Source organism: Streptomyces sp. Je 1-4 4N24 (assembly GCF_026239515.1).
Lineage (GTDB): Bacteria > Actinomycetota > Actinomycetes > Streptomycetales > Streptomycetaceae > Streptomyces > Streptomyces nigrescens.
On sequence record NZ_CP110836.1, the window covers coordinates 1,075,752 to 1,096,494 of the forward strand.

At 71.3% G+C, this 20,743-nt stretch carries 19 protein-coding genes; 10 read left to right on the forward strand and 9 right to left on the reverse strand.

Annotation, left to right across the window (positions count from 1 at the left end; all coding sequences use genetic code 11):
• Nucleotides 1-16: 16 nt before the first annotated feature.
• Nucleotides 17-2,923: a LuxR family transcriptional regulator gene (locus tag SLV14N_RS04445; RefSeq protein ID WP_208679831.1), complete on the reverse strand. Its 2,907-nt coding sequence runs from the start codon at nt 2,921-2,923 to the stop codon at nt 17-19.
• Between the two features lie 392 nt (nt 2,924-3,315).
• Here SLV14N_RS04445 and SLV14N_RS04450 point away from each other — a divergent pair, with 392 nt between their 5' ends.
• The gene (locus tag SLV14N_RS04450; protein ID WP_208679832.1) at nt 3,316-3,744 is read left to right on the forward strand and encodes a DUF779 domain-containing protein; all 429 of its coding nucleotides are present in this window, start codon (nt 3,316-3,318) and stop codon (nt 3,742-3,744) included.
• Between the two features lie 208 nt (nt 3,745-3,952).
• On the opposite strand, the gene SLV14N_RS04455 is transcribed toward SLV14N_RS04450, so the two are convergent.
• The 3 genes from SLV14N_RS04455 to SLV14N_RS04465 form a co-directional block, all read right to left on the reverse strand.
• On the reverse strand, nt 3,953-4,900 hold the full coding sequence (locus SLV14N_RS04455; protein WP_208687689.1) for a hypothetical protein: 948 nt from the start codon (nt 4,898-4,900) through the stop codon (nt 3,953-3,955).
• A 193-nt stretch (nt 4,901-5,093) separates the two neighbouring features.
• Nucleotides 5,094-5,612, reverse strand: coding sequence for a lytic polysaccharide monooxygenase auxiliary activity family 9 protein (locus SLV14N_RS04460; protein WP_208679833.1), 519 nt, complete (start codon nt 5,610-5,612; stop codon nt 5,094-5,096).
• A 349-nt stretch (nt 5,613-5,961) separates the two neighbouring features.
• Nucleotides 5,962-6,984: a LacI family DNA-binding transcriptional regulator gene (locus SLV14N_RS04465; protein ID WP_208679834.1), complete on the reverse strand. Its 1,023-nt coding sequence runs from the start codon at nt 6,982-6,984 to the stop codon at nt 5,962-5,964.
• 346 nt (nt 6,985-7,330) lie between these two features.
• Between SLV14N_RS04465 and SLV14N_RS04470 the strand changes: the two genes are divergently transcribed.
• Both SLV14N_RS04470 and SLV14N_RS04475 read left to right on the forward strand, forming a co-directional pair.
• Nucleotides 7,331-8,278, forward strand: coding sequence for a nucleoside hydrolase (locus SLV14N_RS04470; protein WP_263268186.1), 948 nt, complete (start codon nt 7,331-7,333; stop codon nt 8,276-8,278).
• Nucleotides 8,275-9,732, forward strand: a complete 1,458-nt coding sequence (locus SLV14N_RS04475) for an MFS transporter (protein ID WP_263268187.1) — start codon at nt 8,275-8,277, stop codon at nt 9,730-9,732. Before SLV14N_RS04470 ends, SLV14N_RS04475 begins: the two co-directional genes overlap by 4 nt.
• 92 nt (nt 9,733-9,824) lie before the next feature.
• Here the strand turns inward: SLV14N_RS04475 and SLV14N_RS04480 are convergent, their stop codons facing one another.
• Both SLV14N_RS04480 and SLV14N_RS04485 read right to left on the reverse strand, forming a co-directional pair.
• Nucleotides 9,825-9,953, reverse strand: a complete 129-nt coding sequence (locus SLV14N_RS04480; protein WP_259670114.1) for an LPFR motif small protein — start codon at nt 9,951-9,953, stop codon at nt 9,825-9,827.
• A 93-nt stretch (nt 9,954-10,046) separates the two neighbouring features.
• Nucleotides 10,047-11,186 (reverse strand): Vms1/Ankzf1 family peptidyl-tRNA hydrolase, encoded by a 1,140-nt coding sequence (locus SLV14N_RS04485; RefSeq protein WP_208679837.1) that lies wholly within the window; start codon nt 11,184-11,186, stop codon nt 10,047-10,049.
• 269 nt (nt 11,187-11,455) lie between these two features.
• Here SLV14N_RS04485 and SLV14N_RS04490 point away from each other — a divergent pair, with 269 nt between their 5' ends.
• Both SLV14N_RS04490 and SLV14N_RS04495 read left to right on the forward strand, forming a co-directional pair.
• Entirely contained in the window at nt 11,456-11,872 is a 417-nt protein-coding gene (locus SLV14N_RS04490; protein WP_208679838.1) for a DUF2795 domain-containing protein, read from the forward strand.
• A gap of 121 nt (nt 11,873-11,993) precedes the next feature.
• Nucleotides 11,994-12,473 (forward strand): DUF5709 domain-containing protein, encoded by a 480-nt coding sequence (locus tag SLV14N_RS04495; protein ID WP_208679839.1) that lies wholly within the window; start codon nt 11,994-11,996, stop codon nt 12,471-12,473.
• 69 nt (nt 12,474-12,542) lie between these two features.
• On the opposite strand, the gene SLV14N_RS04500 is transcribed toward SLV14N_RS04495, so the two are convergent.
• Complete coding sequence (locus tag SLV14N_RS04500; protein ID WP_263268190.1) at nt 12,543-13,082, reverse strand: isochorismatase family cysteine hydrolase; 540 nt, start codon at nt 13,080-13,082, stop codon at nt 12,543-12,545.
• Nucleotides 13,083-13,206: 124 nt separating this feature from the next.
• Nucleotides 13,207-13,833: a DNA polymerase ligase N-terminal domain-containing protein gene (locus SLV14N_RS04505; protein ID WP_208679841.1), complete on the reverse strand. Its 627-nt coding sequence runs from the start codon at nt 13,831-13,833 to the stop codon at nt 13,207-13,209.
• Nucleotides 13,834-14,216: 383 nt separating this feature from the next.
• Between SLV14N_RS04505 and SLV14N_RS04510 the strand changes: the two genes are divergently transcribed.
• The 3 genes from SLV14N_RS04510 (at nt 14,217) to SLV14N_RS04520 (ending at nt 17,304) form a co-directional block, all read left to right on the forward strand.
• Nucleotides 14,217-15,524 (forward strand): NAD(P)/FAD-dependent oxidoreductase, encoded by a 1,308-nt coding sequence (locus tag SLV14N_RS04510; RefSeq protein WP_208687690.1) that lies wholly within the window; start codon nt 14,217-14,219, stop codon nt 15,522-15,524.
• 128 nt (nt 15,525-15,652) lie between these two features.
• Complete coding sequence (locus SLV14N_RS04515; protein ID WP_263268191.1) at nt 15,653-16,297, forward strand: diguanylate cyclase; 645 nt, start codon at nt 15,653-15,655, stop codon at nt 16,295-16,297.
• Nucleotides 16,294-17,304, forward strand: coding sequence for an SMP-30/gluconolactonase/LRE family protein (locus SLV14N_RS04520; RefSeq protein WP_263268193.1), 1,011 nt, complete (start codon nt 16,294-16,296; stop codon nt 17,302-17,304). The genes SLV14N_RS04515 and SLV14N_RS04520 overlap by 4 nt, the downstream gene beginning before the upstream one ends.
• A gap of 44 nt (nt 17,305-17,348) precedes the next feature.
• On the opposite strand, the gene SLV14N_RS04525 is transcribed toward SLV14N_RS04520, so the two are convergent.
• Entirely contained in the window at nt 17,349-17,759 is a 411-nt protein-coding gene (locus SLV14N_RS04525; protein ID WP_208679843.1) for an Asp23/Gls24 family envelope stress response protein, read from the reverse strand.
• Nucleotides 17,760-18,015: 256 nt separating this feature from the next.
• Here SLV14N_RS04525 and SLV14N_RS04530 point away from each other — a divergent pair, with 256 nt between their 5' ends.
• Nucleotides 18,016-18,648 (forward strand): bifunctional 2-polyprenyl-6-hydroxyphenol methylase/3-demethylubiquinol 3-O-methyltransferase UbiG, encoded by a 633-nt coding sequence (locus tag SLV14N_RS04530; protein ID WP_263268195.1) that lies wholly within the window; start codon nt 18,016-18,018, stop codon nt 18,646-18,648.
• A 348-nt stretch (nt 18,649-18,996) separates the two neighbouring features.
• On the forward strand, nt 18,997-20,499 hold the full coding sequence (gene putP, locus SLV14N_RS04535) for a sodium/proline symporter PutP (RefSeq protein ID WP_259670116.1): 1,503 nt from the start codon (nt 18,997-18,999) through the stop codon (nt 20,497-20,499).
• Nucleotides 20,500-20,743 lie beyond the last annotated feature (244 nt).

Sequence of the window (20,743 nt, forward strand, 5' to 3'; positions counted from 1 at the left end):
CCCTCCCCGACCGCGCTCAGGAGTCCGCGGGTTCGCTCCCCCCGCGGCACCTGTCCGTCGTGGCCATCGCCGCCGCCAGGTGCGGGCGGCCGGTGATGCCGAGTTTGCGGTAGGCGCCGGTGAGGTGGGTTTCCACGGTTCGCAGGGAGACGACGAGCAGTTCGGCGATCTGCTTGTTGCTGTAGCCCTGAGCCGCCAGTGCGCAGACGCGCTCCTCCCCTGCGGTCAGCCCGCGGATTCCCTGGCTCCCGGATCTGGCGACGCGCCCGCCGGCGAGGTGCAGCCGCTCCTCCAGCCGTGCGGCGAGCGCCGTGGCACCACACCCGACGGCAAGGTCCAGGCCGTCGCGCAGGGCCCCGCGGGCGCCGCGCTTGTCGTCCCGGCGCAGCAGGGCGACGCCGAAGTCATGGCAGGCGCGGGCGAGTTCGAGGCGTGCGGGGGTGGTTCTGAGGACGGTCACGGCCTCGGCCAGCATGTCGAGCCCCCGGAGGCCGTCCGTCACGGCCCCCGCCGCCCGCAGCGCCACCCCGAGGGCCCGTGGGATCCGGCAGCGCCGGGCGAGGTCCAGCTCCTGTTCGGCCAGCGCACGGGCCGCCCCGGGGTCCCCCAGGGCGAGATGGACGGCGACCGCGCGGGAGCGCCATGGAGACATCGCCGGGCTGACCGTCCCCAGGGCCTCGCAGTGGTGACCGCACTCGCGGAGCAGGGAAAGCCCCGCCCGCGGCTCGCCCTGGGCGATCCGCAGTGCGGCCAGGCTCATGAGGAACCGGGGTCGTTCCCACGCCACCTCCGTCTGCCCCGCCACGGCATGAGTGACCGCAATGTTCTCGGCGGCCTCCACCCGGCCCAGGGCGAGCAGCGCGTCGATCCTGATCGTGTCCACGGTCAGCGCGTACGGCAGCCTCCCGGTCGGGGCAGCATGGTCAGCGGCGTCCTGAGCCGCGCCGAGGGCCTCGGCGATGTTTCCGCGGCGCAGCGCCAGCACGGCTCGGTAGACGGTCAGGGAGGAGACCAGCAGTTCCATCCCCCGGCCCGAGATCTCCCGGGTCAGATGGCGGTTGAGCCGGTCGGCCGTATCGAGTTCATCGAGGTAGAGCAGCGTCTGGGCGACGAAGTAGTGCAGCGGGAACAGGTCGTGCGAGAACACCGGCAGGTTGACGGACGCACGCTCGATCAGAGCGGCGACGTACGGGGCGGGCAGGGCCGCCCGCAGGGCGTGGAAGGCGCGGATGGCGAGCAGTTGGCGCTCCCCCGCGGTGCGGTCGGCCAGATGGTCGTCGGCGCCGGGGGACGGTGCCGGGGCGGGGCCGGTGATGGACGGCCGCTCGAACTCCATCCAGGAGCGCAGTGCCGTCATCCGCAGCGCCAGCTCGCGGTCGGCGGCAACGGGGCCGGTCGTGGGCCGCTCGCTCAGAGCGGCGATCTTCCGGTCCACGCTCGACAGGTCCGTACGGGACCCCCGGGAGAGGAGCAGGGAGTAGGCCAGCACCCCCAGGGCGTCGCTGCGTGCCGCCTCGTCGGTCAGCCCTTCGAGCGCGCCGGTGACACAGGAGATGGCCAGCGCGGCATCGTAATGACTGGCCGCGGTGCCCAGTTCCAGGAGCACCCGGGCGCGCTCGGACTCGTCCAGCGGCTGGTGCAACGCGGAGCGCAGATAGGTCACCGCGGTCTCCGGTGCGCCGCGGCGCAGGGCCTCCGTGGCCGCCCGGCGCAGGGCCGGCAGGACCCAGGAGCCGTGGACGGGTCCGGCCGCCAGCAGATGGGCCGCGACCTCCTCGTCGGGACGCCCGCTCAGACAGGACACCTGGGCCGCCCGCGCATGGCCGACGCCGAGTTCCTCGGGCGACAGCGTGGCCAGCACGGTGTCGCGGACGACGGGGTGGGTGAAGCGGGGGTCGCCGTCCGCCCGCAGCAGGCCGAGCGACCGCAGTTCCTCGGCCGCGGACTGCACCACGGCCCGCCCGGTCCCGCAGTACGCGGCGAGCAGCTCCGGTGGCTTGCGGTCGCCCAGGAAGGCCAGCGCCCGTGCCAGCGCCACGACCTTGTCGGACGCCTGACAGAGCCGGTGCGAGATCTCCCCGCCGAGCGTGGAGAGGGTCACCGTGGGGATCCGGTCCCGGAATTCCGTCGTCGGCTTCACCCCGCAGCGCTGTGCCTGGTGGAGCAGGGCACGGACGAACAACGGATGGCCGCCGGTGGCCGCGTGACAGGCGGCGCAGAAGCTCTCGTCGGGCTCCTCCGCACCCCATAGCGTCCGCACCAGCTGTCCCACGCCGTCCACGTCGAGCGGCTCCACGACGAGGGTGTGGCAGTTCGCGGGCCGGACGAGCTCGGCGAACAGCGGATCGAGCCGTCGGCCCTCGGCACTACGGGTGGTCACGGCGATCAGCACCGGGAGACTGTCCGCCCGCCCGACGAAGTGGACCAGCCAGCGCAGCGACGGCTGATCGATCCACTGCAGGGCGTCCACCGCCAGCAGCAGGGGCTGCCGGCGGGACAGCCGGGAGACCAGTGCGTCGAGTTCCCGCAGCGTCGCTGCCGTCACATTGGCGGCTTCCGGCGGCGGGTCCGGGACCGCGGCATCGTCCAGGGCCCGCAGCGTGGCCGCCTCCACAAGGCGTGCCCGGTCGGTGTCGGAGACGGCCGCCAGCAGCGGCTTGAACAGCTGCCGGACGGCGCCGAAGGCGAATTCGCGCTCCAGGGGGTGGCAGCGGGCCCGCAGCACCCGGAACTGCTCGTTACGGGCCCACCAGGTGCTCAGCAGGGCCGATTTCCCGATTCCGGCCGACCCTTCGAGCTGGACGACGCGAGGACCGCCGGACAACACCTCGGCGGCCACGGCGTCCATGGCAGCGAGTTCGCGTTCGCGCCCCACCAAAGGCCAGTCGTCACCGCATGCATCGCGGGAATGTGCGAACGTCACCAGTTGCTCAACTCTCATCGTTCTCGTCTGACTTTCGAGACGTTCCGATGACCACCGCGGTTGCCTGGGCCGCCCGCCCTGATGTGCGCCCCTGGCCCGCGCCGCGCGGGTCGGCCGCCTCGCGACCGGCGCGCGGACCGGCGCTTGCCCTCGCCTCCCGCTGCCGCATGCAACCATGGCGCAACCTTGCGGGAAGTTCACTGGGTCGCCGCCTCCGAGGCGGCGCGGTGGGCATGATCCTGGAGGGCTCCGGGCGGCCCGCCCGTCCTGCGGAACCGGCTCCGTTTCCGCTGGTCAGGAATGGAATGGTCAGGAGAGGAACAGCACATGTACCCACTGGGGACCAAGAACCTGCCGGTCAGCCGCTCCGCGAAGAAGCCGGGCCGATCGTGATGGGCGGCGGCGACGGGTGGGAGACGTCCGCTCCGAAGACCGTGGCCCCGGAGGGCGTGGCGCGTATCGCGCTCACCGCGGCGGCGACGGAACTTCTGCGTCTGCTGCGGGAGCAGCACGGCCCGCTGATGTTCCACCAGTCCGGTGGCTGCTGCGACGGCAGCGCCCCCATGTGCTACCCGGCAGGGGACTTCCGTACGGGATCGTCGGATGTGCTGCTGGCCCGGCTGGACGTGGAGGGCGTACGGGAGCCGGTGGGCTTCTGGATGTCGGCGGACCAGTTCGAGCGCTGGCAGCACACGCATCTGACGGTGGACGTCGTCCCGGGGCGGGGCAGTGGATTCTCGCTGGAGGCGCCGGAGGGGGTGCGCTTCCTGATCCGCTCGCGGCTGTTCACCGAGGAGGAACGCGCGGGTCTCGGCGGCTGAAGCGGCGCGAGCAGGCAGGAGCAGGCGGCTGAGCAGCCGGGACGGCGCCGGCAGCACACCGGGAGGGAACAGAGTGAGGCCCCACGCACGGGGGAGAGCGTGGGGCCTCACTAAGGAAAACGGGTGAGTGGCGGTTCGGGTTCCCTCGCGGCCGGGATTTCGCAAGAAATCTTGTGCGGGCGGGCGCAGTCCCGCTCCGCCTCGCCGTTCAGGCCTCGCCCTGCACCAGCCGTTCCAGCATCTCCTGGAAGTCCGTGTCCGCCACCACGCGCAACCCGTCACCGTCCGGCTCGCTCAGCGGGGTCATCACGCCCCGGCGCCACCAGAACACCCTGGGGCTGATGGCACCCGCCGCGTCCTCGTGGCCGGCCGCCGCGAACTGCGCCATGGCCTGCAGCGCCGGGATGACCTGGGCGTCGTGGATACGGTGGAACGCCAGCTGGTGCCGGAAGGGCAGGGCGACCAGCGCACCGTCCGGTGTGAGCTCGGTACCCATGAGCCGCTGCACCAGCTCGTCCAGTACCAGCACCCGGCTCGCGGTGAAGAACGAGTCGCCGAGCAGCACCTCGAACGCCGAGCCGTCACCGCGCCGCACCGTCTCGTGCCCTTCGACCGGCAGCGCCCGCAGATTGTTCATCGCCCGGATCCGCAGCTCGGCCACGTCCCCGAGATCGGTCAGGGAGTCCTCGCTGAGCATCTGCACCGCCTCGGGCAGATCGAGGGCGAGCACTTCGCGCAGCCCCGGCGCCGGCGCACGGCCGTAGCGGAAGGAGTCCGAGGCGGGCAGCGTCTCCTGGGCGACCACGCGGGGGTACAGACAGGCCCGGATCTCGTCCTCGCTGAGGATCTCCAGCGGCTGCGGGCCGTCCATCGTACGGAGCACCTTGCCGACGTGATCCCGGATCAGCGCGGGCCAGCTGCGCTCACCGCGCCGGTCGCGGTGGCACACCGCGGCGAGGTTGCCGAGGCCGAACTGCCGGCCGGCGGAGTCGGTGACCACGCCCGCGTACGCGGTGACTTCGAGCCCGTGCTCCGCGAAGGCCTGCCGGACCTGTGATCTGAAGACACCGCCCTCACGCTCGGAGAAGAAGCTGAACTCCCCGTCACGTGCCAGGTCGCGGGAATCCCGCTTCGGTCCTCGGCGGAACAGGCCCATCTCTTCCTCCCGGCAGCGGCCACGAACAACGGCCATGAATGGGCCGATCGTAACGGGTGCGTGGCCGGCCCCGTCGCCCTGCTTGGCGCCGCTCACGGAGGTGACCGGGGCAGGGAGACGGGGCGGTGGGGACGGAAGGGATGAAGGGGAAGAGGGAGGGATGAGGGAGGGGCAAGAGGGGCCGGGAGGGCCCTCAGCCGCCGATCGTGACGTCGATACAGGCGTAGAAGGCATTCGCGGTGTCGGCGATGTTCCAGACCGCGAGGATCTTCTGCTTGCCGGTGATGCCGCCGAAGTTGACGGTGTGTGTGACCGTCGCCGGTGGCTGCGCACCTCCGTCGTTGAACTCGGCGACCTTCTTCCCGCCGACGAAGTACTGCCAGGTGCTGGTGGAATGACGGGCGGTCAGCCTCCAGTTGAAGGTCTGGGAGCTGCCGACCGGGGTGACCTTCCAGCCCTTGCTGTCGTCGTCGAGTTCGGCGAACCGGCTGTTGCCGCCGCTACAGCTGGTCAGCCCCTTGGGGCCCTCGACGCTCTGCGGCTCCCACTTGATCGGACCGCAGTCGATGGTGCCCGCGGCACACTGGGCCTGCCGGCTGGGCGGCGAGGACACATAGCCGTGTGCGCTCGCCGGGCTGACCGGCAGAGTGACGACGAGCAGCGGGGCGATGCCGGCACCAATGGCAAGGGCGAGTCTTCTTCTCCTGTGCATGTCAACCCTTTCGCGAGGGGGGAGAGGGCGAGGCCGTCACGCGAAAACAGGGGGACCCGACGCCGCCGCGGTGCCGTACGTCCGCCCGGGGGAAGCCTCGTTGAGGGGGGTGAATGACGCGAGAGTGCGCATCGATTGGTCTAGACTTTACTCGCTGGCCGCGTACGGTCAAGAGGTGCGGAGCATCCCCGCGCCGAGCGTGAGCATTTGCGGCAGCCGTCGCGCGTCTGGACCTTGGGCCTCAACTCACCTCGCACAAACCGCTCTTGATGCTCCGTCAGGACCAACGGATCAGCCGTCCGCTCGCAGCTGCCTCGAAGCGCCGCCCCGGGAGCGGGCGCCCGGTGAGTCAGTGAGCCGAGGGGGCGCCGACGACGGGCGCGCTGGAGGCCCGTACGACCAGCTCCGGTGCGAGGCGGACCGTGCGCCGTGGTCCGGGCGCTCCGGCGGACGGCCGGTGGGTCAGCAGGCGGGCGGCCTCGGCGGCCAGTTCGGCGACCGGCTGGCGGACGGTGGTCAGTGCCGGGTCGGCGAGACCGGCGAGCGGGATGTCGTCGAAGCCGGTGACGGCGACCTCGCCCGGTACGTCCGCACCGAGCTGCCGCAGACGTTGCAGCGCACCGGCCGCAATGAGGTCGTTGGCGCAGATCAGGGCATCCGGCCGGGACGCCCAGATGCGGTCGACGGCGGCGCGTCCCCACTCCACCGAGAAGTCGCCGAGTTCGATGCGCCCGGGGGCCGTGGGGTCCAGCGCCGCGGCTCCCGCCTCGTACGCCGCGCGCCGCTCGACCGCCGCCGACGCGGTCCCGGCGGCACCCACGAAGCAGGGGCGGCGGCGGCCGGTGGCGGCCAGATGATCGAGTACGAGGGCCATACCGGCCGCGTTGTCGACGGCGACGGAGTCGGCGATACCGGGGCCGCAGCCGCGGTCGAGCAGCACCAGCGGCACCTGGGCGGCCGCACTCGCCACCGCCTCCCGGCTGCGCCGCTCATCGACGGGTATCAGCAGCAGCGCATCGACCTGCCGCCCCAGGAACACGCTGATCCGGGCCGCCTCGGTCGCCGGGTCGTCATCGCAGTCGGCGAGCAGCACGGCCCGCCCCTCGGCGTGCAGCGCATGCTCCAGCTCCCGGACGAGGGAGGGGAAGAACGGGTTGGTGATCTGCGGCAGGACGAGACCGACGGTCCCGGTGGAGCGGCTGCGCAGGGCGCGGGCCACCTGGTTGGGCCGGTAGCCCAGCCGCTCGGCCGCCTCACGTACGGTGCGGGCGGTTTCGACGCCGACCGGACGGGTGCCGGCCAGCACGCGGGAGACCGTGGCAATGGAGCAGCCCGACGCCAGCGCGACGTCCTTCAGCGTGACTTCGGCCACCGTCTCCCGGCTCCCTTCGCTCGGTCCGCCCGAACCGGAGGGAGCATACGCCCCCTTGCGGGCCTGGCAAACGTTGTCCCGTGAGAGGTGGATCTCCCCGTCGCGCAGGTGGCCCTTCGTCCCGATAACACCTGGTAGGGCAGAGATTGAACCGTTGACAACCGGCAGGTCCATGGGTCAAGTTTCCGGAGAACGTTTTCCCATGCTGCTCGCTCGTCGCTGACTCCCCGCCCGGGCTCGCCATGGGTGACCGCCGGGCGCGCGGTGCGCCGGAGCCCATACCGGCCCGCACCCACCACCGTTTCCGCACCACATTTCCGAGCAGCAGAGCAAAGGGGCTCTTCCGTTGGCCAGAAAGATCATCCTCGACTGCGACCCGGGGCATGACGATGCGATCGCCCTGCTCCTGGCACATGGCAATCCCGATGTCGAGCTGGTCGCCGTGACGACCGTGGTCGGGAACCAGACGCTGGAGAAGGTGACCCGCAACGCCCTGTCCGTGGCGCGGATCGCCGGGATAACGGGCGTGCCCTTTGCCGCCGGCTGCCCGCGTCCGCTGGTCCGGGCCATCGAGACGGCGCCGGACATCCACGGCGAGACCGGCCTCGACGGCCCGGAGCTGCCCGAGCCGGCCATCGAGCTGGACCGCCGGCACGCGGTGGACCTGATCATCGACACGGTGATGTCCCACGAGCCGGGCGAGATCACCATCGTCCCGACCGCGGGCCTGACGAACATCGCGCTGGCCGTGCGCAAGGAGCCGCGGATCGCGGAGCGGGTCCGTGAGGTCGTCCTGATGGGCGGCGGCTACCACGAGGGCAACTGGAGCGCGGTCGCCGAGTTCAACATCATCATCGACCCCGAGGCCGCGCACATCGTCTTCAACGAGCGATGGCCGGTCACCATGGTCGGCCTCGATCTGACGCACCAGGCACTGGCGACCCCCGAGGTCGATGCGAAGATCGCCGCGGTCGGCACCCGCCCCGCCAAGTTCGTCGGTGAGCTGCTGGACTTCTTCCGCGAGGCCTACCGCGAGAACCAGGGCTTCGACCACCCGCCGGTGCACGACCCGTGCGCGGTCGCCTATGTGATCGACCCGGACGTCATGACCGTACGCAAGGCCCCCGTCGACATAGAGCTGCGCGGTGCGCTGACGGTCGGCATGACCGTCACGGACTTCCGTGCGCCCGCCCCGGACGACTGCACCACCCAGGTCGCGGTCACGCTCGACCACGAGCGGTTCTGGAACCTCGTCGTGGACGCGCTCGAGCGGATCGGCGACATCGAGGCATGAACACTCCCACCGAGACGAGCACCGCCACCGGAAAGCGCCCCGCCGACGGGACCGGCGGCAGGTCCGGAGTCCGCATCGGCGTGCTGGTCACCGCGCTGCTCGCGGCCTGTTTCGCCTTCCAGCTCAACGCCAGCATGCTCAGCCCCGCGCTGAAGAACATCGAGGACACCCTCGGGGCCAGCTCCGCGGAGATCGGTCTCACCCAGACCGCGTTCTTCACCTCGGCGGCGCTGTTCTCGCTCTTCCTCCCGCGGCTGGGCGATGTCATCGGGCGCCGCCGGGTGCTGGCCGGGATGCTCGGCCTGATGGTCGTCGGCTGTGTCGTCGCCGCGCTGGCGACCAGCGTGCCGATGCTGTTCGCCGGCCGCATCATCCAGGGTGTCTGCGGTCCGGTCGTCCCGCTGTGTCTGATCATGCTGCGGGTGGAGGTGCGGGAGCCGAAGCGGTACGGCACCCTGCTCGGCGTGATCACCGCCGTCAACGGCGGGATCGCCGGTGTCGACTCCCTCGCGGGCGGCTACCTGGCCGACAGCCATGGCTTCCAGTCGGTCTTCTGGGCGATGGCGGTCGTCGCCGCCCTGGCCACCGTCCTGGTCGCCACTCTGACCCCCGAGTCGAAGGCGCCCGCCGCGACCCGGATGGACTGGCCCGGAGTCGCGCTGCTCGTGGTCTCGGTCGGCTCACTGCTGATCGCGCTCAACGAGGCGGGCAAGCTGGCCGCCGCCGACTGGCCGCTGATCGCCGTGCTGCTCGTACTGGCCGCGGCCGCCTTCGCCCTGTTCTGGCGGACCGAGAACCGCAGCGCGCACCCGCTGGTCGCCACCAGGCACCTCAAGCAGCGTGCGACCTGGGCGACCCTGCTGACCACCGTGCTCACCATGACCGGGGTGTTCGCCGTCATGAACGGGCTGATCCCGGCGTTCGCCCAGGACGCCCAGGCCGGTCTGGGGATGAGTGCCGAGCAGTCCGCGTGGTGGACGCTGTCGCCGTACGCGCTCGCCGGACTGGCCATGGGCCCGCTGGCCGGCCGCCTCGCCGCGACCTTCGGCTACGGCCGCATCCTGCGGTTCGGCCTGGTCGGTTCGGTGGCGACGGTCGCCCTGATGCTGTTCACGATGCACAGCCAGTCGCAGCTCCTGCTGCTGGGGACGTCCATCCTGGTGGGCATCGCCTACGCGGGCGTGGCGAACATCGTCCTCAACGGGCTGGGCATCGTCCTGTCCCCCAGCGAGAACCCGGGCTTCCTGCCCGGTCTGAACGCGGGCGCCTTCAACCTCGGCGCGGGACTCAGCTTTGCGCTCCTGTTCGCGGTCAAGACCGCCGCGTCACCGGCGGACCCGGCGTCGTCCGGCGGCTACACCGCCGGCATGATCGCGGGCGTGGTCATCCTGGCCGTGGCCATTGCGACGTCCTTCCTGATCCCGAAGCCGGTGGCGGCCGAAGCCCAGAGCTGAGGCAGCGCCGCACACAACGGGACCGCCCGCCGACCGGATTTCCCGGGCGGCGGGCGGTCCCGTTGCGGTGTGCGGCGTCCTGGTTTCCGCCGTCAGTGGTGTCCGCGCGCGGTGTCCGAGGCCCCGCCGAAGAGCCGGGCCACGGCCCGGAACGGCAGGGTGACGACGGTGGCGAGGGCACCGCCGATCGACCTGAGAACGTCTGCGATCGCTCGCAACATGAATGAGCCTCCGTCATGACCGTCCGGCCGCACACCTCAGGTGTCGCCGTCGGCCGGGTCGTGGGCGGGAGCGCCTGCCGGGGGGGCGGCAGGTCACTCGGGTGTCGCTTCGTCCGTCCAGCGCAGGATGGCGCCGAGCCCGCCGGACGGTGCCCGCTCGGGGTCACGGACCACCACGATGTCGGCGCCGCTCGCGGCCGCCGACCGCACCAGTGCGTCATCCGCCCGTGCGGCTGCCGGACGTGTCTCGCCGAGGTACGGCAACTCCGTTCCCCGTACCCCGAGTTGATCGACTTCGGAGCCCACCCAGACCTGCCGGGCGATGTCCGAGCCGTGCGGGCTGACCAGCAAGGTGTCGATCCGGTGTTCCCGGGCCGCCTCGACCAGGGCGGGGATGCCGGCCGCGGCGTGCGGGGCGCTCTTGCCTCCCGGCCCCGCACCGGTGCGGAAGCGGTCCGTCACCTGCGCGATGTGCTCACGCTCCTGAACTGCCCTCACCTGGGCGATGTCCCGGTCCACCAGCGTACTCTCGGCGCCGGGCGCCCGCCCGCCGTGTTCGCTCTCGTATGTGAGGGCGCGCAGCGGTTCGGGCAGCTTGTCGTGCACCAGGTGGCGTTCGCGGGCGTCCCCGATCAGGACGACGGCCTCGGCGCCACACTCCTCGAACGCCTTGTGCACCGCATCGGCGATCTCTCCCGCGTTGTGTTCCCAGGTGTTCTCCACCTTGGCGCGGAAGTGCCCTTCGGACCAGTCGCCCGAGGCGGTGCGGTGGAGGGGCCAGTCCTCACCGCTGACCTGACCGGCGTCCTCGGTGCCCCGGTGGCCGAGTACGGCGAAGTCCGCTCCGGACCGGTCCAGGCGGACCACGAGGCAGACCGGATCGTCGCCGACCGCGGCCAGGAGGGGAGTGACCCGGGGCACCGGCCCCCAGGCCGCGAACGGGGTGGCCGGGGGCCCGGGGAGCGGGGTGTCCAGCACGATCACCCCGTGGGCGGCGAACAGCACCCGCCCGGAGTGCTCCCCGGGATCGCCTTCGTGCCGCGTGAGCAGTGCTTCGTGCACCGCACCGCAGGTGGCCTCGTCCGCGCCGAGCGCGAACAACTGCGCCGTGGTGGCACTCGCCGTCAACTCTTGCTGTTTTTCGGCGTCCTCGGTGTGGTGCGAGATATCGGCATAGACGGATGCCCAGGGGCCCGGCCGGTCGATGACCGGTTTCAGGAGCGAGAGTCGCATGGCGCTGCCTCCTTGGCTTCCTCGGATTCCGTGGTTTCTCCTGTTGTGCGGTGGGCTGTCGTCGGTGTGCGGTGGGCTGCCTTACGAATTCCCGTTCCCGAAAGGCGTATGCATCGAGGGCATATGCATCTGCGGTCACGTTCCGTGCCTGTCCGCGCGATTTCCGTGTGCATGGTTGAAACAGCGCCGCCGGGTTGTTAGGGCTGGGGGAGCAGGGAAACTGGGAGTAACGCGACGGGTCTGTATGACTCGTGGAGCCGGAGGCACCCATGGTCATGGAACACGGAACGGACAAGACCGGCCCCGCCCGGGACGACGTGATGAAGAAGCAACTGCGGGGGCAATTGACGGCGGAGCGCTCCCTGCGTACGGATGAGGAGCATGAACTCCAGCCGGCGGGCGAGGACCAGCCGGTGGCGGCGTGGTCCCCCGAGAGCGACTTCCGGGGCGGCACACCGAGCGGGATGACCGAGCAGGACGTCGGGCTGCGCTCCGAACTCGCCCAGCACCTCGGGCGGAGCCTGTACCCGGCCGACAAGAACGCGATCATCGAGACCCTTCGGCGCAACAACGCACCGGACCGGCTGGTCGCCATGGCCGAGCGGCTGCCCGCACACGAGCGGTTCGGCAATGTGCAGAGCATCGCCGAGGCCGTCGGGATCGCGACGGAACACCGGCACGCCTGAGGCCGGGCCGGTCCGCCCGTTCCTGGCGCTGCCGGGAGCCACCAGGTGGCGGACAATTGGCTGTAGACGCACCTGCCGCACCCCGCGGCCGGGCGAGTGGACGGGAAGAGGGAGGGCGGTCATGTCCGACGACGCGATGGGCGACGAGGTCTACCAGCCGCCCAGATCCGATCCCCAGGACAACCCCAATGACCTCGACATGGAGGACGCCCTCGACGAGCCGGACCTCGACGAGACGCTGGACACGGGCTATTCGCCACCCGAGAGACCCTTCGTGGTGAACCATGAGGGGACCACCGCGCGGGAGCTGCACGACCGCGAATCGCTCGAACACCGGCTGTCGGTGGAAGTGCCGGACGTCTGCGCACCCGACGGCGACGGGATCGGCGATCTGCCGGACGGGGTGGGGGAACCGACGGACCTCGAATGCGGCGAAGAGCGGGCCGGCCGGCTCGTGGGCTCCGACGAGGGGTTCTGGCGCGGTGGCAGCAATGACATCGCCGCCCGGGACGTCGGGATCGACGGCGGTGCCGCGTCGGCGGAGGAGGCGGCGGTGCACATCGCCCGGGACAATGCGGGGGACGGAGAGGGGGAGGTCTAGACCCTGTCGCCACCGTCCCGCCCGCTCCGGTCCCCGGGGCCCGCGGACTTCCCGGTTCGCCGCATTCCCTCAGAGCACCTCGGCGTCCGTCGAGCGCACGATCCGGGCCCGCATATTGCGCTCCATCATGCGCAGCGCGGCGTCGGCGAGATCCTGGTGGATATGCGCACAGGCGTCCTCGGCGACGATGACCTGAATGTGCCGGATATGGGCATCGAGCGCCGAATAGAGCACGCATTGTTCGGTGACCTGCCCACAGAGCACGATCGTGTCGATACCGTGCTGCCGCAGCAGATATTCCAGCGGCGTTTCAAAGAAGACCGAGTGCCGCGCCTTCACCACGAACAGCGATTTGTCGTCCGGCCGGACCGGTTCCACCAGATCGGCGTGCGGGCCGCTGAGCACCGTGTCCAGAAGTTCGTCGTGGTGTGACCGCCACAGGCCGAAATTGTCATTGACGTAGATGATCTCGACGTCGTTCTTTCGGGCCCGTTCGATCAGCTCGGTGATATGCGGCAGGGCCTGCCGCACCGAGGGCAGGAGACGTTCCGCGTCCTCGTGCTCATAGGCGTTGAGCATGTCGATCACGATGAGCGCCTTCGCCGCCATGGCACGGTCCCCGGTCAGCCGCCCGCCGGGCGTTCCCGGACCGGGGCCGCGGCGCGCGTGCCGTCGGCACACACCCCGAGCACCCCGTCGGACTCGCGTTCGAATCCCGCACCGGGCATGCGCATCAGCCGCCGCCCCGTCCCGTGCCCTCGTCGGCGGCCACCCGCTTCAGGGTGCGACCGCTGCGTACGGAGCGGGCCCGCCGGGCGTCCGGTGTACCGCGCCGCCCGGCCCGGTCGTCGTTCTCCTTGACCAGCAGCCAGGACTCCCGCTTCCCGGGGCCCTCGCCGGTGCGGAACCGGGTGAGCGCATAGCCGCCGTGGAGCTTGCTGCCGTCGAGCCAGAAGGAGACATGGCCGTCCTCCAGCGCCTGGCGGAACGACAGGGCGCGGCCCTTCTTCTTCCGGGGCAGCGGGCGGTAGCTGCCCTGGTCCCAGACGATCACGGTGCCCGCGCCGTACTCCCCCGCCGGGATGACGCCCTCGAATTCCCGGTACTCCAGCGGATGGTCCTCGGTGGGCATCGCCAGCCGCTTGTCGTGCGGGTCGGCCGACGGCCCCTTGGGCACGGACCAGGACTTCAGCACCCCGTCGACCTCCAGCCGGAAGTCGAAGTGCAGGGTGCTCGCATCGTGGATCTGGACGACGAAGGAGGAGGTGTCCCCGGCGGCCGCCGGGGCGCCCGGGGGCTCGCGCGTCCGGTCGAAGTGCCGTTTGCCGCGGTATGCCGTCAGTCCGTCCCTGGCGCCCATGTGCCCCGCCTGCCCTTCATACCGATGGCCGCATCTCTCACTCTCGCGCGGGGCGGCCGGCGACGCATGTGCGGACGTGACCACCGGGTCGCGAACGGATGGTGCAGACAGCGGGCGGTCCCGACTCGCCGGTCAGCAGAGGGCGGCTGTGTCCCAAGGGGGATCCTCCCTCAGCGTGCCGCCCAGGGGCTGGAGCCGCCAGAATGAGAGGGGCCCCAGAGGGGACCCATGTGTACCCGGCCGCACACCGGTTAGCCGACAGAGCACCACGGTGTACCCGCGCCGGCCGTCGGCCCGCACCCCACTGTGCCCCGTCCGGCCCGGCGCCCGAGCACCATCCTCGACAGGCAGGAGTCCCCGTGAACCGCCGTCGTCCTCGGATCGTGATCGTCGGAGCCGGCTTCGCCGGTTACGAATGTGCCCGCACGCTCTCCCGGCAGGCCAAGGGGGCCGCCGAGATCGTGCTGATCAACCCCCATGACTACTTTCTGTATGTGCCGCTGCTGCCGGAAGTGGCGGCCGGAATTCTGGAGCCCCGCCGGATCTCGGTATCGCTCACGGGGACCCTGCCGGGCGTCCGGCTCGTCCTCGGAGAGGTCCATGACGTGGACTTCGATGCCCGTCGGGTCGACTACACCGACCCGGAGGACCGGGACGGCTCGCTGACCTACGACCGGCTGGTGCTGACCGTCGGGAGCGTCAACAAACTGCTGCCCATCCCGGGTGTCGCCGAGCATGCCCACGGCTTCCGCGGGATGCCCGAAGCGCTGTACCTGCGCGACCACATCACCCGTCAGATGGAACTGGCCGGTGCGGCAGAGGACCCGGCCGAACGGGCCGCCAGGACCACCTTCGTCGTCGTGGGCGCCGGCTACACCGGTACTGAAGTCACCGCCCAGGGCGTGCGGTTCACCGACTCCCTGGTCCGGCAGAACTCCGGACTGCGGGACGGCCCACGCCCCCGCTGGCTGCTGCTGGACATCGCCGACCGGCTGCTGCCCGAGCTCGACGAGCGGCTGTCGCGCACCGCCGACCGGGTGCTGCGCGCCCGCGGCGTCGAGGTCCGCACCCGCACCTCCGTCAAGGAAGCGACCATGGACGGGGTCCTGCTCGACGACGGCGAGTTCGTCAGCAGCCGCTCCCTGATCTGGTGTGTGGGCGTCCGGCCCGACCCGCTGGTCACCTCGCTGGGGCTGCCCACCGACAAGGGGCGGCTGTGCGTCGACAAGTTCCTGGGAGTGCCCGGCCGTCCCGAGGTGTTCGCCTGCGGTGACGCCGCGGCCGTTCCCGATCTGACCCGCCCCGGCGAGACCACCCCGATGACCGCCCAGCACGCCCAGCGGCAGGGCAAGGTCGCGGCGCGCAATGTGGCGGCGTCCTGCGGGCAGGGCACCCCGCGCGCCTACGAGCACCGTGACCTGGGCTTCATGGTGGACCTGGGCGGAATCCAGGCCGCCGCGAACCCGCTGCACATCCCGCTGTCCGGAGCGCTCGCCGGTGCGGTCACCCGGGGCTACCACCTCATGGCGATGCCGGGCAACCGTGTCCGGGTGGCCGCCGACTGGCTCCTGGACGCGGTGCTGCCACGCCAGGCCGTCCAGCTGGGCCTGGTCCGCTCCTGGTCGGTGCCGCTGGACACCGAAACCCCCGAAGTGGCCCGGGTGGCGGGCGGCAGGCCGAAACGGCCGTGAGGGGTGCGGACGAGCAGTCCGCGGATGCCGAATGCGGAGGGGTCTGCTTGGCTTGCCGGTGAACGATCCGTGCGGCATGTACGGGCAGTGTCCGCAAGCCGTCGAGCACAGGATTCCGGAGGCGAGAGATGGACCTGCACCGTAGCCCGGTCGCCCGCGCTTGGCGGAATTGGCGCCGCCCCGACGACCGCACCGTCCCGCGCCGTCCCCTGGACGCCGAGGACACCAGCCGGCGGTTTCTGATGTACGGCGTCATGCCGCTCTGGTTCGTCCCTTCGGTGGCCGACTGGATCATGCACCGGCGTACCCGGATCGAGGAGACCAGCGGAGTCCGGGAGTCGGCGGTACATGCGCTGATGATGGCGGAGGCCGGGGTGCCGGTCGCCATGGGACTGCTGGCCAAGGTCAATCCGCTGGTGCTGACGGTCATGGGCGGTGCGGCCCTGGCGCACGGCGCGACCGCGCTGTGGGACGTGAACCTGGCGACGACCGAGCGGGAAGTCCGTCCCGTGGAGCAGCACATCCACAGCTTCCTGGAGGTCCTGCCGCTCACGGCACTGGCATTCCTCGCCTGTCTGCACGCCGACCAGGTCCGCGGCACTCTACGGGGCGGCCGCGGCGCCGACGACTGGAAGCTGCTGCCCAAGGAAAACCCCCTGCCCGCCCGCTATTTGGCCGGCATCGGACTCGGTCTCAGTGTGTGCGTGGCGCTGCCGTACGCCGAGGAGATGACCCGGTGCGTCAAGGCGGCCCGGCGCCGCGGGTCGCTGTGAGCGGCCAGCTCACGGAGCGCGCCGGACGGGCCGGCCCGCAGGCGTTGCCGGCGCTCCGTGTCGTCGCGCCCGAGATCGAGGGCCCCGAGGACGTGGTGGCCGACGCGGACGGCAGCCTGTTCGCGGGCGCCGCGGACGGCACGATCTGGCGGCTGCGCCTGCCGGCGCCGGACGCGGCGGACCGTGCAACGCCCGTGGCACACACCGGTGGCAGACCGCTCGGCCTGCAGCCCCTTCCGGGCGGCGAGCTGCTGGTCTGTGACGCCCGGCGCGGTCTGCTGCGCGTCGACCCGCGGCACGGGTCCGTCCGGGTGCTCGCCGACGAGGTGGACGGCGCGCCCCTGCGGTTCTGCAGCAATGTCACCACCGCGGCGGACGGCACGGTCTACTTCACCGTCTCCAGCCGTCGCTACGGCCTCGACGAGTGGCTGGGCGACTTCCTGGAGCACACCGGAACCGGGCAGCTGCTGCGCCTGCGGCCCGACGGCACCCCCGAAGTCCTTCTGGAGGGGCTGCAGTTCGCCAATGGCGTGGCCCTGGCCCCGGACGAGTCCTTCCTGGTCGTGGCCGAGACCGGGGCCCGCCGCCTCAGCCGCTACCGGCTCACCGGCCCCCGGGCCGGGACCGCCGACACCCTGGCCGGCGATCTGCCCGGCTACCCCGACAACATCTCCCGTGGTCCCGAGGGGGACTTCTGGGTCGCCCTGGCACGGCCACCGGCCGCCGGTGTGGAGTTGCTGCACGGCATGCCGCGCGGGGTCCGGCGGACGGCCTGGGAGGTCGCGAAGCGGCTGCGGCTCTCCCTGCCGCCGCATCCCACGGCGCGGGTGCTGGCGGTCCGTCCCGACGGCGGAACGGTCCGCGATCTGCGCGCCGTGCGGTCTCCGTACCGGATGGTCACCAGTGTCTGCCGGACGGAGCATCTGCTGGCCATGGGCAGCGTCGCGGAACGCGGTATCGCCGTCTGCGCCCTTCCCGGCGCGGACGGCACGACCTCCGCGCGCTGACCCGCTGTGCGCACGGTGCCCGCCGCCGCGGACCGGCCGGGCCGCTACCGCACCCGTTCCGGTTCTTCCTCCTCGTCGGGGAGCCGCACATCGCTGACCGCGATATTGACCTCCACGACTTCAAGGCCGGTCATCCGCTCCACCGAGGCAATCACGTTCTCCCGCACCGCCCTCCCCACCTCGGGGATGACCTCGCCGTACTCGACGACGATGTCCAAGTCCACCGCCGACTGTTTCTCGCCGACTTCGACCTTGACACCGTGCGTGGCCGTGCCTCCCCCGGGTACGCGTTCGCGCAGGGCTCCCACCGACCGCGAGAGCCCGCTGCCCAGGGCATGAACTCCTTCCACCTCACCGGCCGCCAGAAAGGCGATCTTCGCGACCACACCGTCGGCAATGGTCGTCCGCCCCAGGTCCCCGGTGTTCCGCGACCCGCGCTCTGCGAACTCGGTCATTGCGCATCACCCCAGTAATCCATCGAGGGGAAGTTTTCGGCCCTCTCTTCACGCTATGGCCGTACGGGTGACGCTGCCTCCCGAAACGGGCCGCGGCGGCTGCGGGCGGGCGGCCCGGCACCTTCCCCGCCTTTGCCGATACAGCAAGGAACGTTGTCAATATCGGCGGCCCGGCGGAACATCCCGGCAAGGGCGGTACGGCACGGAAACGGCGGTACCGCACCTGACCTTTGCGCACGGACCGAGGAGGACACCCATGACCCATGACGTCACCGTCCCGGACCAGGAATTCTGGGACACCCGCTACGCGGAGAGCGACCGGATCTGGAGCGGCCGCCCCAATGCCGCCCTGGTCCGGGAGGCCGGCGACCTCGCCCCGGGCAGGGCCCTGGACCTGGGCTGCGGGGAAGGAGCGGACGCACTCTGGCTCGCCGAGCGGGGGTGGGAGGTCACCGCCGTCGACATCTCCCGTGTCGCCCTCGACCGGGCGGCCGGGCACGCGGCAGCGACAGCGTTCGCCGACCGCGTCACCTGGCAGCACTGCGATCTCGGCACCGCGTTCCCCGCCGGCACCTTCGATCTCGTCACGGCCCAATTCCTGCATTCCCACAGCGATATGCCCCGCGAGGACATCCTGCGCAGGGCCGCCGGTGCCGTCGCGCCCGGCGGGGTGCTGCTCATCGTCGGCCATGCGGGAATCCCCGCCTGGGAACCCGACTCCGAGGTGCCGCTTCCCACTCCGGACGAAGTCGTCGAGGCCCTCGGCCTCCCGGACGGACAGTGGGACCTGCTGCGCTGCGAGGAACACCCGAGCTTCCGGACCGGCCACGACGGAAAGCCGGACCCCCGCACCGACAACACCGTGAAGCTCCGCCGCCGGCCCGTCTGACGCCCGTCGCGCCCCCGGCCACCATGACCGGAGCACCCCCCGGCCCTGCCCGGATCCTCCAAGTCCCGTGCAAGGAAGGGGGGTTGCCTCATTCCGGGGGCCGGGCACCGCGGTATGGTCCTGGCCCGGCCCCGCCCCGGGCCTGCGGGGACCGGGGCCGCGGGGGCTTGCGGTCGCCAAGGACATCTGTCAAAAGGGTGCCGCTCCCGGTGGCGGATCCGTATCGTCTGCTCGCGCCGGAGCCTTCTCGCCCCGGGATCTCCTCGTGAGATCTCCCCGGGGGCCCGTGCCTTCGATGGCAGTGCCAGCAGCTAGGGAGCAGTGGTGACACCCCTGATCGTACCCGTCATGATCACATTTGGGATATTCCTGCTCGCCATGGTGGCCGTGGGCATCTGGACGTATCAGGACACCGTGACGTTCTCCGATTTCGCACTGGGCGGGCGCCGGCTGCGGGCACCGCTGGCGGCGCTGTCCGCGGGCGCCAGTGACATGTCCGGCTGGCTGTTCCTGGGACTGCCCGGCGCCGTGTACACGGCCGGCATCGGCGCCTCGTGGATCGCCGTCGGCCTGGCCATCGGCACCTATCTCAACTGGCTTCTGGTCGCACCGCGGCTGCGTACGTACACCGAGCTGGCCGGCGACGCCAAGACGCTCTCGGCGTATCTGGAGGAGCGGTTCGAGGACGGCAGCAGAATGCTGCGCCTGGTCTCGGCGACCGTCACCGTCGTGTTCTTCACCGTCTACGTGGCGAGCGGACTCCTGGCCGGGGGCGTGCTGTTCGAGGGGATCTTCGGAGGCGGCTTCGAGTTCGCGCTCACCGTCTTCGCCGTGGTGATCGTCGTCTACACCGTCCTGGGCGGCTTCCGCGCGGTGAGCGTGACGCACTCGATACAGGCCACGGTGATGTTCTGCGCGGCCGTGGCGCTCCCGGTGATCGCCATCGCGACGCTGGGCGGGTTCGGCGCGCTGCACGGTGCGCTCACACGCGAGAGCCCGGCCCTGCTGGACATGGGGGCGGAGGCCGGCTTCGACGGCAGCCGGTGGACGTCCGGCGGGCCGCTCGGCGCGGTGGCCGTGATCTCCCTGCTCGCCTGGGGACTGGGCTACTTCGGCCAGCCCCACATCCTCGCCCGCTTCATGAGCATCCGCAGCACCCGCGAGATTCCCCGGGCCCGCCGGATCGGCGTGAGCTGGGTGGTCGTCTGCCTGGCGGGCGCCTCGCTCGTGGGACTGGTGGGGATCGCCGCGCTCGACCAGACGCCGGATAACCCGGAGACCGTCTTCATCGCGCTCTGCGCCCAGTTGGTCAATCCCTGGGTCGCCGGCATCCTGCTGGTCGGCGTGCTGGCCGCAATCAAGTCCACCGCGGACAGCCAGCTGCTGGTGTCGGCGATGGCCCTCACCGAGGACTTCTACCGGGCGTTCGTCAAGCGGCAGGCCTCGGACGCGACGATGGTGCTGGCGGCGCGCGCAACGGTGGTCGTGGTCGCCCTGGTGGCCTACGTCATCGCACTCAGCGGCGGCGCCGTGCTGGATATCGTCGCGTACGCCTGGGCGGGCTTCGGCGCGGCCTTCGGCCCGGTGATCCTGCTGTCGCTCTACTGGCCGCGCATGACCCGGGCCGGGGCGATGGCCGGCATCGTGACGGGGGCGGCCACCGTCGTCCTGTGGAAGCACATCGACCCGCTCCTCGGGCCGCTGCAGTCCGGCATCTACGAGATGGTGCCGGGGGTCCTCGCGGCCACCGCGGCGGCGCTGCTCTTCGGCAAGTTCGTCGGCCGCCCGCCGCGCCGCACCTGGGTGGGTCCCATGGAGCGCAAGCCCGCCACGACGGTGCCGGTCGGCTGAGGTCAGCGCTTCCCGTCAGGAGCGCACGGAGCGACTCCTCAGGAACTCACAAACTCACGAACTCCCGGACCGGAGTACCACGTTCGGGCCGCTCGTACAGCTACGGACGGTGAGCGGCACGGAAGTGGCTGCGGACGGCCCGGCAACAACGCTTGATCCGCTCAACTCGTGCTCCACATGCGGTCGTTACGCCCCCTTGCAGGGACCGATCACCGAAAGGTCCCACTTCACTGCGTACCGAAAC